13 protein-coding genes and 1 pseudogene are annotated in these 14,959 nt (G+C 38.5%); 4 read left to right on the forward strand and 10 right to left on the reverse strand.

Annotated elements, in window-relative coordinates:
• Positions 1–3: 3 nt before the first annotated feature.
• Positions 4–1,356 carry a hypothetical protein gene (locus C7H19_RS01900; protein ID WP_106455188.1) on the reverse strand — a complete coding sequence of 451 codons (1,353 nt, stop codon included), beginning with the start codon at positions 1,354–1,356 and terminating at the stop codon, positions 4–6.
• A gap of 97 nt (positions 1,357–1,453) precedes the next feature.
• On the reverse strand, positions 1,454–3,370 hold the full coding sequence (locus C7H19_RS01905) for a heavy metal translocating P-type ATPase (RefSeq protein ID WP_106455189.1): 1,917 nt from the start codon (positions 3,368–3,370) through the stop codon (positions 1,454–1,456).
• An 87-nt stretch (positions 3,371–3,457) separates the two neighbouring features.
• On the opposite strand from C7H19_RS01905, the gene C7H19_RS01910 reads away from it, so the two are divergent.
• Positions 3,458–4,570, forward strand: a complete 1,113-nt coding sequence (locus tag C7H19_RS01910; RefSeq protein ID WP_106455190.1) for a precorrin-8X methylmutase — start codon at positions 3,458–3,460, stop codon at positions 4,568–4,570.
• 7 nt (positions 4,571–4,577) lie between these two features.
• Here C7H19_RS01910 and C7H19_RS01915 read toward each other — a convergent pair whose 3' ends face one another.
• Genes C7H19_RS01915 through C7H19_RS01930 form a run of 4 tightly spaced genes read right to left on the reverse strand, consistent with a single transcriptional unit; the run spans position 4,578 to position 7,756 of the window.
• On the reverse strand, positions 4,578–4,991 hold the full coding sequence (locus tag C7H19_RS01915; protein ID WP_106455191.1) for a heavy metal-responsive transcriptional regulator: 414 nt from the start codon (positions 4,989–4,991) through the stop codon (positions 4,578–4,580).
• A 29-nt stretch (positions 4,992–5,020) separates the two neighbouring features.
• Entirely contained in the window at positions 5,021–5,260 is a 240-nt protein-coding gene (locus C7H19_RS01920; RefSeq protein WP_219907554.1) for a hypothetical protein, read from the reverse strand.
• Positions 5,261–5,290: 30 nt separating this feature from the next.
• Positions 5,291–7,549 carry a heavy metal translocating P-type ATPase gene (locus C7H19_RS01925; protein ID WP_106455192.1) on the reverse strand — a complete coding sequence of 753 codons (2,259 nt, stop codon included), beginning with the start codon at positions 7,547–7,549 and terminating at the stop codon, positions 5,291–5,293.
• Between the two features lie 12 nt (positions 7,550–7,561).
• The gene (locus C7H19_RS01930; protein WP_106455193.1) at positions 7,562–7,756 is read right to left on the reverse strand and encodes a heavy-metal-associated domain-containing protein; all 195 of its coding nucleotides are present in this window, start codon (positions 7,754–7,756) and stop codon (positions 7,562–7,564) included.
• Positions 7,757–8,048: 292 nt separating this feature from the next.
• Here C7H19_RS01930 and C7H19_RS01935 point away from each other — a divergent pair, with 292 nt between their 5' ends.
• Both C7H19_RS01935 and C7H19_RS01940 read left to right on the forward strand, forming a co-directional pair.
• Positions 8,049–8,414, forward strand: a complete 366-nt coding sequence (locus C7H19_RS01935; protein ID WP_219907555.1) for a four-helix bundle copper-binding protein — start codon at positions 8,049–8,051, stop codon at positions 8,412–8,414.
• Between the two features lie 74 nt (positions 8,415–8,488).
• Positions 8,489–8,773, forward strand: coding sequence for a response regulator (locus C7H19_RS01940; RefSeq protein WP_106455195.1), 285 nt, complete (start codon positions 8,489–8,491; stop codon positions 8,771–8,773).
• Between the two features lie 34 nt (positions 8,774–8,807).
• Here the strand turns inward: C7H19_RS01940 and C7H19_RS01945 are convergent, their stop codons facing one another.
• The 4 genes and pseudogenes from C7H19_RS01945 to C7H19_RS01960 all read right to left on the reverse strand — a co-directional run bounded on the left by C7H19_RS01945 (position 8,808) and on the right by C7H19_RS01960 (position 12,523).
• On the reverse strand, positions 8,808–9,524 hold the full coding sequence (locus C7H19_RS01945; RefSeq protein WP_106455196.1) for a phosphatase PAP2 family protein: 717 nt from the start codon (positions 9,522–9,524) through the stop codon (positions 8,808–8,810).
• Between the two features lie 361 nt (positions 9,525–9,885).
• Positions 9,886–11,019, reverse strand: coding sequence for an Nramp family divalent metal transporter (locus tag C7H19_RS01950; protein WP_245927215.1), 1,134 nt, complete (start codon positions 11,017–11,019; stop codon positions 9,886–9,888).
• 31 nt (positions 11,020–11,050) lie between these two features.
• Positions 11,051–12,216 (reverse strand): annotated as a pseudogene (locus C7H19_RS01955) (RNA-guided endonuclease InsQ/TnpB family protein).
• 40 nt (positions 12,217–12,256) lie between these two features.
• Positions 12,257–12,523, reverse strand: coding sequence for a hypothetical protein (locus C7H19_RS01960; RefSeq protein ID WP_219907556.1), 267 nt, complete (start codon positions 12,521–12,523; stop codon positions 12,257–12,259).
• 219 nt (positions 12,524–12,742) lie between these two features.
• Between C7H19_RS01960 and C7H19_RS01965 the strand changes: the two genes are divergently transcribed.
• Positions 12,743–14,725 carry a heavy metal translocating P-type ATPase gene (locus C7H19_RS01965; protein ID WP_106455197.1) on the forward strand — a complete coding sequence of 661 codons (1,983 nt, stop codon included), beginning with the start codon at positions 12,743–12,745 and terminating at the stop codon, positions 14,723–14,725.
• Positions 14,726–14,959 lie beyond the last annotated feature (234 nt).

Raw genomic sequence — 14,959 nt, forward strand, 5'->3', positions numbered from 1 at the left:
TATTTATTTTTTCTGATTAGATCTCGCAGGTTTTGAGGGTTGTTGAGTCTGTTGTGGGGTAGGATGCGTCATCCCCGGCCTTGAGTTATCATGATTCATATTCGGCGTTGAATGACCATCATGATTCATATTTGGCATTGAATGACCATCATGATTCATATTCGGCATTGAATTATCATCATGATTCATATTTGGCATTGAATGACCATCATGATTTATATTTGGATTTGTCTGAGTTTCTGACTTATCATGTCCCTGATGTCCAATTCCTTCTGGCATTAGCCCCATTCCTGGCATTCCCGCCATAAAACGATGGTCGTGTAATCCTTCTCCGCCAGAGTTTTGTCCTGCTTCCATTCCCTCATGATTTTTCGCCATTACTAACCAGATTGCCCGTTGAATTTGTTCTTCTTTTTGCTGTTCAGTAATCCAATCTGAAGCGAGAATATCATTAACCATATCGTGTAACATATGCAGGTTATCGAAGGTATTGGCAATCTTTGGAAAACGTTGGGCAAAGCGTGGACTTACTTCTGCAAACATCGGCATAAATGGGCGGTCTGTCCGATATAATTCAATCTCATGATATTGTTTGCCAACTGTAGCGTAAGAGTTTTTCTGTTCTTCTAAAGTTTTGCCGTACAACATATCGTACATACTACCTTGCAACCAGTGATAACCCCAAAAAAGTCCGTTTACTTTTTTGTATTCTTGACGAAACGCTTTTGAGTAGGGTTGTGTGTCGAGATAACCCATATTCATCGGCAAACCTGTAATCGCATAGGGAACGTTTTTGACATAAAATTCATATAAACGCTCGATTTCCGCTTCTTTTTCGGCTTCCGTCATCTTGGAACTGACTAAGACATCTACAGTTTGAGCATGAAGAATATGCGCCCAGTCGAAAACCTGTTCTAATACACCATACTTACGCCCGAAAGTTGGAGAAATATTAGCTTCATCGGGCATAAAACGTGGCGGATTTTTTAGTATCCAGTTGATGCGATCAAATGTTTTAGTTTCTAACTCTTTCTCTTTCCCTGTGACTAAATCTTCGTAAGCAAACGCATGACCAACGGCGACGGCATTTAGATCTAATGCCAGAGGTTTAATATTATACACCGCATCATTATAAACGCCCCGTTTGCGATAGATATGATTTTTACTTTTGTTGTTCATCCAACTGGGTAAATCTGTAGGGACAGGTGGCAATGTTTTAGAATCAGAAGTATCAATTTGAGGGGTTGAATGCCCATGATGATGTTGTTGAGCAGTTACTGAATAAATCAGGTTTCCCATTACTAGAGCTAATGTACCAGTTAAAAGAGTAATTTTCTTGAGCAGTTGATGTCGCATGGTGAATATTCCTAGTTTCATCCCGTCTGTAATTTCAGTGTAAAAAAAGAAAATGAAATAAGGATGAAATTTTTAATAGGTGACATCCAGTTATTCTTTAGGTCTGTTCATTTCTTAGCAATCGTAAACCACTGAGTGTTACTAAAACTGTAGAGCCTTCATGTCCTAAAACCCCCAAAGGTAAAGTAATATTTCCAGTAAAATTAGCAATCAAAAGTAATACAATAAAACCTAAAGCAAAGATAATATTTTGTTTAACAATGCGCTGCGAACGACGACCTAAACGGATGGCATATTCTAACTTTTCTAAACGATCTGCCATTAATACAATATCTGCTGTTTCAAGGACGACATCACTTCCTGTGGTTCCCATCGCTATTGAGACTGATGCGGTGGCTAAAGCTGGAGCATCATTAATTCCATCGCCGACCATTGCTACAGTTGTATACTGTTTTTGCAGTTGTCGAATGACCTGCGCTTTATCTTCTGGTAATAATCCGGCATAGATTCGATTTATTCCAAGAGAATAGGCAATACTGTGGGCTGTTTGCTCATTATCTCCCGTTAACATAGCAATGGTGCTAATACCCAACTGTTTTAAATGTACGATCGCTTTTGCTGCTGTTGGTCGCACGGTATCTGCAATAGCAATAATACCTAGTAATTTATCACCATAAGCCACCCAAACGATGGTTTTTCCCTCTTTTTCCCATTGTTGGCTGTATTGAAAGAACGTTTCATCTAAATGAATTTGGTCTTGAATAAAAGTGGCTTTCCCAACCATAGCCCTTTTACCATCCAGAACGCCAGTAATACCCTTTCCGATTTGTGCTTGAACTTGTTCGGCTTGTTTCCATTGTAGTTTGTGTTGACGCGCAGTTTGTACAATCGCTTCACCAATGGGATGTTCTGATAAACTTTCTAAAGCCGCAGCAACTCGAAGTAACTCCGCTTCATCTTGGTTGAGTGCCATCATCTGCATCACTTCTAACTTTCCTGTCGTCAGCGTTCCTGTTTTATCGAATGCGATCGCTTTGACTTGCCCAATTTTCTCCAACTGTGTACCATTTTTAAATAAAATTCCCTGTCGTGCGCCGTTAGCAATTCCTGATAAAAGTGTCGGCATAATTGCAGCCATCAATGCACAAGGTGAAGCCACAACTAGAAAAATCAGTGTTTTATAAATTGTATCTGCCCAAGTCCAACCCAACAGAAACGGCGGTAATGTTCCAAACAAAAGACCAATTATAACGATTACTTTGGCATAACCTCGCTCAAATCTTTCGATAAATTGCTGTGATGGGGGCGTTTCTGTTTGCGCTTGTTCGACGAGACGTATTACACGTTGAATTAGGTTACTTTCTGGTGGCTGATGGATAGTTAGTATTAAAGCGCCATTTCCGTTGAGAGTTCCTGCAAATACTTCATCACCGACTGTTTTTTCCACTGGGAGCGATTCTCCAGTAATCGAAGCTTGATTGAGAGTGCTGTATCCTTTGACTACTTTTCCATCAGTAGGCACCAATTCACCTGGTTTAACTAAAATTTGGTCTCCGATTTGAAGTTGAGCAACTGGGATAATTTGTTCTAGACCATTGAGCAGCCGTCGTGCAGTATCAGGCGTTAAACTCATTAAAGCGCGGATACTCCGTTCAGTACGCTGCATGGCGTAGCTCTCTAATGCGCCACTGATCGCAAAAATCAAGATTAGTACTGCACCATCAATAATATAAGAATATTTCTGTTGCCACAAACCCAGAATAGCCGCTCCTAATGCAGCCACAATCATCAATAAGTCTACATCCAAGTCTTTTTCTTGAAATAACGTCGTTAGTCCATCTCGTGCGCTGGCATATCCACCGATGACATAGGCAAAAGGCAAAATTAATAAGCTTAAACCTAGCCAACCAAGATTGAGACTGAGCCAACCGCAGAAAACGAGAACGGCACAAATTCCCGCAGTGATGGCATCTGGATGTTCTTTAACAAGGTTTTGGACAGTGGTAGATGACATGGAAATGGTTGAGGGTGAAAGATAACTTTCTCACTTTACACCTTGACATTAGTGTCAATGTCAACCCGATTGACTAAAATAATAAGAATGATTAATCAATACTTGACTATTAAAGAACTAACCGAAAATGTCGGAGGAAAGGTAACGCCTCGGATGGTGCGCCACTATCACACATTGGGTTTATTGCCTCCTGCACAACGCTCATCAGGAAATTATCGGCTTTATACCCAACAGGATGCTCAACGCTTAAGACGAATTGTCGCCCTCAAAGAACAAGGATTTCAATTGTCGCATATTCAGCAGTTACTCAAAAATGACTCAGACACAGAAGTTAATTCAACTTTGATGACGCAGTTACAGCAGCAATACCAAGCTGTCATTGAGCAGATTTCTCGACTCCGACAAACTGCCGCCGCTTTAGAAGGGGTTTTAGGACGAGATCAACATTGTCAAACTCTACAAGCTAATGTACTAGCTCAACTCAGGCTACTCGAAGTGGAAACCCAAGGAGGTTTACAAGAGTTAGAGCAACTTTGGCAAAATCTGGATACTGCTATATCTTCTCATCCCGAAGCTTTTGAGGAATCCTTACAACACTTGTTACCAGAGCTTGGCGATCGCTCGGAAATCGAAATCGATCTACTTTCTCAACTGGTTTTGGCTTGTGGTGATGTTAGTATCGTGAATTTTGTTAGAATTAGCAAAAATGCGATCGCTGCTGCTCGTCATGGGATGCTCGCTCAGTGTCAGATTGTGGGCGATATACCTGCTGTTACTGCAATGCTTGATCAGACTCGATTAGCTCATTTAGGTTGTCAGATAACAACTCTGATCGATAATCCTCATGTTACTGATGTCGTTGAAGCCGAGCAAGCTTTTTGGCAGCAAAGCACTTGGAGCAAAAATTTAGAAAAAATTGAACCACAATCGATCTTGATGATTGGTTATGCTCCATCGATTCTAATGTGGGTTTGTGAGGCGATTTCCTTACATCAAATTCAACCTGCTTTAGTCGTGGGTATGCCCATTGGTTTTAGCCATGCTCCCGCAGCCAAACGCCAATTAATACGCTCTGGTATTCCTTATATTACCATCGAAAAAACGAATTATGGAGGTTTTTTAGCCGCAGTTGTGATTAATGCTTTGGCTAAATCTCTGATCGATAAACCAGATTGTCACTGTTATCTTCAATCCCTGTAAATGTGTGTCAATTTTGTTCGATAATGGGACAAATTGTCGCTGGTAAATTTTGAGTATTGATTTTTTCTCCAGATAGTAATTCTTTTAATTCCCGTTTGAGTATTTGAAGTTGTTCGATTTGCTGTTCGATTTCGGCAATCTTTTTACTCAACTTTTCCTTAACTTGATTACAAGGTAAATTTCCTTGATCGTAAACATCTAAAAATTCTTTAATTTCTGACAAACTTAACCCTAATTTTTGAGCGCGTTTGATAAAGTTAAGGCGAGAAAATACATCGGAATCAAATAATCGATAGCCTCCTTCTGTTCTGCCTGAAGCTTTTAATAAACCAAATTCTTCGTAGTAGCGAATTGTTTTAATCGGTATGCTACTTTGTTTAGCGACTAAACCAATTTGAAAGAGTGATTTTTGTATTAACATATCAAGCTCCTAATTAAATTAATTACGCTTTAACGAGGTTTACTTAAAAGAAACCACCATAATTCAAGACCAATTAATCCTAAACCACCTACAGTAATAGCACTTTTAATCCATAAAGGTTGTTCAACTTTTTGAAATTTATTTTTTAGTTCAGTACCAGATGAGTACATTTTTTCATGGGGCATTTGAGCCATAACTTGACTCGAATTAATTCCTAGTAATAATCCCATCCCTGCCATACTTCCAACTATTAATGTTTTATTGATCATTTACTAAACTCCTATAAAATTACTCCTTTCTTAATGGACGATTTTGGGACGGAAATTCCGTAAACGTAGCGCGTTCGTAACTACGGAAACTGAACTAAATGCCATTGCTGCACCTGCGATAATTGGACTGAGTAACCATCCAGAAAAAGGATAGAGAATACCAGCAGCGATCGGAATCCCGATAACATTGTAAATAAAAGCAAAAAAGAGATTCTGTCGAATATTTGAAATCGTAGCGCGAGATAACTGGATCGCAGTTACAATACTTTGTAAATCACCAGAAATCAAGGTAAGATCAGAAGCAGCGATCGCTACATCGGTTCCTGTACCAATGGCAATACCGACATCCGCACTTGCGAGTGCAGGTGCATCATTAATGCCATCACCTACCATCGCTACAATTTTTCCTTCTTTTTGTATTGTCTCAATTTGTGCCGCTTTTTGTGATGGTCGTACTTCTGCAATGATTTTTCTAATTCCTACTAATGAAGCGATCGCTTCTGCTGTACGATAGTTATCGCCTGTCAGCATGACGACTTCTAACCCCATCCGTTGTAAATTGCGAATGGCACTAATTGAAGAAGGTTTAACTGCATCAGCTATTCCTAGAATTCCTTCTATTTGTCCATCTACAGCTATTCCGACAACGGTTTTAGCGAGAGATTCCAAGCGATTCCAATCTTGCTGTAAGTTATTTGTATCTATTCCCAATTCCTTAAACCATCTCTGCGTCCCTATTTGTACTAAATTATTTAATACATTACCTTGTACACCACTTCCGGCAAACGCTTCAAAGGATCGGACATCGGTTAAAATAACTTGTTGAGATTGGGTGTATTGTACAACCGCTTCGGCTAAAGGATGTTCGGAATTGCGTTCAACTGAACCCGCTAGACGTAAAAGATTTAATTCATTTTGATTAGCTGTCCCCCTAACTGTGATAAAATCAGTCACAGTAGGTTTACCTTGGGTAATCGTGCCTGTTTTATCTAAGACGATCGTTTGAATTTGATAGGCGAGTTCCAGACTTTCTGCACTTTTAATCAGTATTCCATTCTCCGCACCTTTTCCCGTTCCCACCATGATTGATGTTGGTGTAGCTAATCCTAATGCACAAGGACAAGCGATAATTAAAACACCGACTGTTGTAATGAGAGCAAGTGTCACATTCCCCATCAGATTGAACCAGATGAGAAAAGTGGCGATCGCAATAGCAATCACAGCAGGAACGAACCATCCTGTTACTTGATCGGCTAATCTTTGAATCGGTGCTTTAGATCCCTGAGCTTGTTGAACTAACTTGACAATTTGCGCTAAAAATGTATCTTTTCCGATTCGTGTGGCTCTAAATTTAAAACTACCTGTTTTATTAAGAGTTGCCCCGATGACTTCATCACCTAATTGTTTTTTCACAGGGAGACTTTCACCTGTAACCATTGATTCATCAAGGGTTGAAGAACCTTCGACAATTTCACCATCAACAGGAATTTTTTCCCCAGGGCGAACAAGGATGATATCGTCTAGAATCACTTCAGCAATAGGGATATCAATTTCTTGACTATTTCGGATCACTCGCGCTGTTTTTGCTTGTAAACCGATGAGTTTACGGATAGCTTCCGAGGTTTGTCCTTTAGCTCGGTTTTCTAAGAGTCTTCCGAGTAAGATTAGGGTAATGATTACCGATGCTGCTTCAAAATAAACATCAGGATTGATTCCTTGTTGGATGAACCATTGGGGAAAAAAAGTCGGAAACAGAGAATAGAGATACGCAACACCTGTACCGAGTGCCACCAAAGTATCCATAGTTGCGGTATGGCGTTTCAGAGATTTCCAAGCGTTGACGAAGAAAGATCCCCCCGCCCAAAATAATACAGGTGCGGTTAGGATAAGCTGTAACAATGGATGATGTAGCCACATCGGGATTAGAGGAATCTGTAAACCTATCATGGCAGGTAATGAACCGATGACGAGAATACTGCTGATGATGCCACTCAGCCAAACTTTTCGAGTTAAGTCACGGTTTTCGGCTTGAGTAAAGCGTTTTTCTGTATCATCTTCTGGTGCAAGAACATCATCCTGCATCGGTTGTGCTGAATAACCCGCTTCATCTACTGCACTTTGAAGCTCTGCGATGCTGGTTTGGCTAGAATCATAGGTGATAGTTGCAAGTTCTGCACCAAAGTTAACGCTACACGCTTCAACACCAGAAACGGAACGAATTGCATTTTCGATGTTATTGGCACAGGAAGCACAACTCATCCCGCGCAGTTTCAGGGTAGTATTCTCCATTTGTTCCCTCCTTTAAGTAACGGTGTATCCAGCAGTAGTAATGGCTTGTTTAATTTCGCTAAAAGATGCTAGGGTGTCAACACTGACGAGTTTTGTTTTTGGATCAGCGTTAACTTTAGCAGTTGGATCAATTGTTTGAATGGCTTTGGTAATGGTATCGCTACAAGCAGAACAAGCCATATCAGTTACGGTAACTTGAAAAGACATTGCTTTAAATTCCTGTATAAAGTGATTAATTTTATCTTAAAGTCTCTAGCCAACTGGAGAGTCAAGGGGTAGCGGAAAATTTTTTCTCTTTGAGCAAAAATGGATTAATTAATAGTAATCTCCTCAGCCTTACAGATAAAAATGAAATTAGGATGAAATCGAGGTCATCAATAGTAAGAACTTTGAAGTACGACAAAAGAAAGAAGTAAAGATGTTAGGGCTTGACTAGGATGAGGACACAGAGTTAAAAACTTTGCAAACTTTACATTAAATAATTAAAGAGGTAACAATCATGACTCATCAATTAGCTTTGTATCAAATTAATGAAGAAATTCAACATTGTATTCAAAATTGCTTAGATTGTCACAGTATTTGTTTAAATACTGTCACTTATTGCTTACAAAAAGGTGGAATGCACTCAGATCTTGATCATATTCGCCTAATGCTCAACTGTGCCGAAATCTGTCAAACGAGCGCCAACTTTATGTTATTAGGTTCTCATCTCCATACTCGTACCTGTGGTTTGTGTGCCGAAATCTGCGAACAGTGTGCCTCTGACTGTGAAAAAATGGGAGATGATTCTCAAATGAAAGCTTGTGCCGAAATGTGTCGTCAGTGTGCTGAATCTTGTCGTCAAATGTCGATGGCAATGGCTTAAAATCATATGGGAAAAGGAGTTAAATTTCTTTTTCCTATTGTTGATTTATTGAGCGAAAAATAGTCAGCCAAGCTATGAAAATTTTAATTATTGAAGATGATCTGCGTATTGCTAAACCAATAGCCGAAGACTTAAAACATCAAAATCACGCTGTAGATCTTGCTGTTGATGGTTTTGACGGGTTAAATTATGCTCAATGTATTCAATATGATCTAATTTTATTAGATTTAATGTTACCTAAGTTAGATGGAATTAGTTTATGTAAAAAATTGCGTTCGGAAAATTGTCAAAGTTTTATTTTGTTAACGACAAAAGATACGACTACTGATCAAGTAAACTGTGTGGACGAGATGATTTAGATGCTGCATTGTCTTCTTGATTATGCTTTTCAATTTAGCGGTTGATTTGGTCAGATTCTCGTCGTCTGACCCATCTCAACTTTAGTAATTTTAACATCGTAATACAAAGCATCAGCCACAAAAAACCAACGCCGTATCCTGCAATAACATCGGTTGGCCAATGAACCCCTAAATAAAGCCGACTGAGCCCAATTGCTGCAATTAAAATCACAGCCAAAGTGTAAATTAAAGCAGCATATTTAGGATAATGGATTGCTAACTCATAGCCAATAAATCCATATATGACTAAAGATCCTAATGCGTGACCACTGGGAAAACTAAAAGATGTTTCTGTAATTAAAAGTTCCCAAAGTTGAGGACGAACTTTAGAAAAAAATAACTTCAGTTCTGTATTTAAAATGAAAGCACCCAAACAGGTAATAACAAAGATTATTGCTTCTTCTTGACAACGTCGCCACAAAAGTATCCCTAATGTCACAAGAGCAACATTTACAATTGTATTAGGATTACCCAGTTTAGTAATAAATAGCATGACTGTATCAAGATGAGGATTAGCAAAAGTATGTAACCACAACAAAAAAGAGCTATCTAAAGCAAATGCTTCTTTTTCTAAAACTTCTTCTGCGAGTTGGGCAACAATAAAAAGAATGAGTAAACAACTTGCTAACCCAACAATACCGATCGTAGCGATTAGTGTCGTTAAGCGAGGATGAATATGACGTAGCCAGAAAGTGGTAATTAATTTAAGCATTTTTGACTTATTTTTTAGAAAATTTGAATCTGAATATCTGAAATCCCTAACTGACACAAATAAAATGTAACAAGCTCATTTGATTATAAAAAACAAAAATCAAGAATTTGTAAAGATTAACAGATACACCCTAAATTATCGGCTTAACTAATCTTTCTATATTCTTTAAATTCCAACTCTAAAATAGATTACTCTTTTAGATCTTAGCTATACTTTGTAAAGAAATTATGATCACTTTAAAGCACATTGCTTGTAAATGCGATATTAATAGTTTTTACAATGTTTTATCCATAAAACAGATTTGTATTAGTTTTATATTCAAAAAAATTATAAAGTTTTGTTCAGTAGCAGCTTTTGTAAACTAAATCAATAGTAAACTAGATAAAGTTTGTAAAAGCAACCAAGCATTTAAGCTAACAATGATGGTAGCAACTGCACCAGCAAGTACTTTTAACCAAGTAGGATTGACAAATTCTCCCATCAGACGGCGGTTACTCGTAAACATAATTAAAGGAATTACCGCAAAAGGCAATTGTAAACTTAAAATAACTTGACTGAAGATTAAAAGCTGTCCTGTACTTCTCTCACCGAAAAAGATAATCGTAATTAAAGCAGGAATCACGGCTAAAAGTCTGGTTGCTAGACGACGAACCCAGGGTTTTAAACGAAATTGTAAAAACCCTTCCATCACAATTTGTCCCGCTAAAGTTGCTGTTAAAGTCGAACTTTGTCCAGATGCTAATAAGGCTAATCCAAAAATGGTACTCGCTGCACTAACGCCTAATAGCGGGGATAATAATCGGTAAGCATCTTGAATTTCTGCAACTTCGGAATATCCTGAAAAATGAAATGTTGCTGCTGCTAAAATGAGAATCGCTGAGTTAATGAATAGCGCGAAAGATAACGCTAGAGTAGAATTAATCGTGCCGAATTTAATCGCTTCCCAACGTTTTTTAGAAGTAGGTTCCCAATCACGAGTCTGTACAATTGAAGAATGCAAGTATAAGTTATGAGGCATGACTGTAGCCCCTAAAATCCCGATCGCAATATATAACATTTCGGGATTACGGATAATTTCTGTATTGGGTAAATAACCTTGTAAAACTTCTCTTAGATTGGGTTGAGCCAAGAAAATTTCAGCACTAAAACAAATTGCTACTGTAATAATCAGAGTAATAATTAAAGCTTCGACATAGGGAAATCCTTTTCCTTGAAGAAATAATAACATTAATACATCTAATGCTGTTATGCCAACTCCCCATAATAAAGGAATCCCAAAAAGTAGTTGTAGAGCGATCGCACTTCCCAGTAATTCAGCTAAGTCACAAGCAGCGATCGCAATTTCACAGAGAATCCATAAAATCAAACTAACTTTTTGAGGAAAATAATCTCGACAAGCCTGTGCTAAATCGCGTCCTGTTGCCACTCCTAAACGTACACAAAGCGACTGAAGCAGGATCGCCATCAAATTTGACAAAAGAATGACGGTTGACACTCCCCGTCATTTATGACGGGGATTCTTTGTTCTACGAAGTTACTTGCTCTAATTGAATTGCTTCAATCAAAGTAGCGGCATCTTCTCCCAAAGCGTAAGTTCCCGTATGTCCTGCGGTACTCAATCCTAGTTTTAAAATGTTGCGGGCTGCATTTTCGTCTCTATCTAAAGCACAACCACAAACACAAGCATGAGTTCTAGTTGAAAGAGATTTTTTGACAATTTCTCCACAACTCGAACAGTTTTGAGAAGTGTATTGAGGAGGTATAGCAATCGTTATTTTGCCGTACTTAGACCCAAAATACTCTAACCATTCTCGAAACTGATACCACGCCACATCATTTATTGACTTAGCAAGACAGTGATTTTTAACTAAGTTCTTGATTCTTAAATCTTCGTAGACTATCACATCTGAGAAGTGAATCACGGAGTGAGCTATTCTCTTAGCAAACTCTTTTCGCTGTCTACTTATTTTAAGATGAACCTTAGCTATTTTTTGTCTTGCTTTTTTCCTATTAGAAGAACCTTTCTTTTTCCTTGAAAGTCTTCTTTGAAGTTTTCTAAGTTTCTTTTCTCCTTTTCTTAAAAATCTTGGATTGTCTACTTTATCGCCTCGGTCATCCGTGTAAAACGACTCAAGACCGACATCTAATCCAATTGTCTGATTAGTTGGTTTTCGCTCAATTTTTACATCAACTGCAAGGATGAATTGGCATCGGCACGACGCACCAATCTAACCCGTTTAATTGATTCAACAGGATAGAAGTGTAAATCATATGAACCGACAAGTCTTAGTCTTCCAATATTTTTCTTGTCAGTAAAAGTAATCGCTTTTCTGGTATTTAAGTCTAACTTCCATCCCGTTTCTTTATACTCTACAGAACGGCAGTTTTTCTTAAAACATGGATAGCCTTTTTTACCAGATATTTTTTTCTTGCAGTTGTCGTAAAAACGAGAGATGGCTGACCAAGCTCGTTCAGCACTTGACTGCCTAGCCTGAGAGTTTAATTGTTCGGCAAAGCTAAATAATTTCGCCAATACACGACAATATTTATTGAGGTCGTATCTTCCAACTTTCTCATTGTCCATCCAATATCTTAAACACTTATTTTGGATGAATTGAGCGGTACGAATTGCCTCATCTATCGCTGTATACTGTTCTTTTTTAGCTCTAACCTTAAACTCAACAACCAGCATTTTATGTCAAGTACATCAACATAAACATTGTAACATAGATTCATTTAAAGCGGAAGTTAAGGCGCAAGGCGCATCCCACCCCTGAAGGAGTGGGTTTTCCCGCGCCATCTCTCGATAATAGCGTATAGCCAAATTTTGAGCCACCTGCGATATCAGTTGCCCAGTTACCAGGATCGATATAGCCAACTGATACGAGATACCCAGGGACAGCATAAGCCAACATTTTACGCCAAAAGCCTTTTCTTTCGGGAATTTTGATACTGCGGTGAACTTCGCTCAAGCTCGGAGTGTGAGGAGTTAAAGACATAAGGCTTCAATTTTACTCATAATTTTCTCATAATTGAAGAATGTAGCATAACAAGACCGTCTATTTTTTATCTTTTGTAGGAATTATTTTTATTTTAAAAAACTCTAAAATTGAGTAAGTCAATGATGATAATTATTATGATTCTCAAAATATTCATGGTTCATTTTTCTCTTTTTTCAAGTAAACTATGAATAATCGTTCATATGTCGAATAATTTTTATGAAGGTATCTAAAGCTAATACAGGTGGTTGTTCTAGCTGTAGTCACGATGCTCATGAGTCTGAAGAACATGAGAATCATAATCACAATCACGACCACGATCACAGTCATGGTTCAGGAGATTTTAGTCTAAAAGAAGAACTCATTCCGATTGGCATTGTTGTTGCTTTATTAATTACTGGCATTATTTTTGAAGACAAGTTACACGCTTCTTCCTACTCTTGGCTTGAATATTTAATCTTTATTCCTGCTTATCTTTTAGCAGGATGGGGTGTCTTGATGTCGGCTGGAAAAAATCTGACAAGAGGCAAATTTTTTGATGAAAACTTTTTAATGTCGATTGCCACAATTGGCGCAATATCAATTCATCAATTGCCTGAAGCGGTTGCTGTAATGTTGTTTTTTAGAGTTGGCGAGTTATTTCAAGAATTAGCGGTTGGTCGTTCTCGTCGTTCGATTAAAGCACTTTTAGAAGTTCGTCCAGATGTGGCTAATCTAAAAATTAATGGTGAAATTAAACCCGTTTCTCCTGAAACTGTGGAAGTTGGAGATATTATTTTAGTCAAACCAGGGGAAAAGATTCCGCTAGATGGCGAGATTATTGATGGAATTTCTTTTATTGATACTTCTGCACTGACGGGTGAATCGGTGCCACGTTCGGTCAATGTTGGAGATGTTGTCTTAGCAGGTACGATTAATCAATCTGGTGTTTTAACGCTTCGAGTCACTAAACTTTTTGCCGAATCTTCAGTCGCTAAGATTTTGGATTTAGTTGAGAATGCCAGCAGTAAAAAAGCAGAAACCGAAAAATTTATCAGTCGTTTTGCTCGTTATTATACACCTGCTGTTGTCTTTATCTCTCTTGCTGTAGCACTTCTGCCACCCTTATTTATTCCAGGGGCTACCCATCAAGAATGGGTCTATCGTGCGTTAGTATTACTGGTGATTTCTTGTCCCTGTGGTTTAGTGATTAGTATTCCATTAGGGTATTTTGGCGGTGTTGGAGGTGCTGCCAAACGAGGAATTTTGGTTAAAGGTGCAACGTTTCTCGATACCCTGACGGATGTGAAAACCGTTGTTTTTGATAAAACTGGAACACTAACTAAAGGGGTTTTTCAAGTGACGAAGATTGCTCCCTATAACGGATTTAGTGAACCCGAATTACTGACTTTAGCCGCAAAAATCGAAGCCAATTCTAATCATCCTGTCGCACAATCGATTCGGAAGGCTTATGGTAAACCTTTAGATAGCACTGAAGTTACAGATTATGAGGAGATTCTAGGTCACGGAATCCGAGCAAGAGTAAACAATAAAGTTGTGATTGCAGGAAATGATCGTCTCTTACATCGAGAAAACATCCCACATGATAATTGTAATGTAGCAGGAACCGTAGTTCATTTAGCAGTAGATAACTGTTACGCAGGTTATCTCCTCATTGCGGATGAACTCAAAGAAGATGCGTCAGATGCCATTATCAAGCTACGTCGTGCGGGTGTAGAACGTACGATGATGCTAACAGGAGATAATCAAACTGTTGCACAAAATATCGCTAATCAACTCGGTTTAGATGGCTATCAAGCAGAATTATTACCCGAAGATAAAGTCGATGCTGTTGAAAAACTGTTACGCCAATCAGGGAAAAAAAGTAAAGTTGCATTTATTGGAGATGGGATTAATGATGCACCAGTCATCGCAATAGCAGATGTCGGAATGGCAATGGGTGGATTGGGTTCTGATGCAGCAATAGAAACAGCAGATATTGTACTGATGACAGATGCACCTTCAAAAGTAGCAGAAGCGATTCAGATTGCCCGTAAGACTCGCAGTATTGTAATCCAGAATATTGCTTTCGCTTTGGGTATCAAAGCTTTATTTATCATCTTAGGGATTTTTGGTGTAGCGACCTTATGGGAGGCGGTTTTTGCTGATGTCGGTGTAGCCTTATTGGCGATTTTAAATTCTTCTCGTGTCTTGCGCTCTTAAATATTAATTTTAAAAGGTGATCCGATGAAACTTAGCTATTTGTTCGTTTTGTTATCGATTTTATTAATTTCTTTAATTTTACCTGCTGATGCGATCGCTCAAAGTGTTAGGAAAAAATTTTGTGATTGAATTGATCTCTGAGTTATGGTGCTGTACTTTCAATTGGTAAGCGAATCATAAAAGTGCTGCCTTTTCCAGACTCACTCTGTACTTGGATGCTTCCGTGATGAGATT

It is taken from the genome of Aphanothece hegewaldii CCALA 016 (assembly GCF_003007785.1).
In the GTDB taxonomy this organism is placed as follows: Bacteria; Cyanobacteriota; Cyanobacteriia; order Cyanobacteriales; family Microcystaceae; genus Chroococcus; species Chroococcus hegewaldii.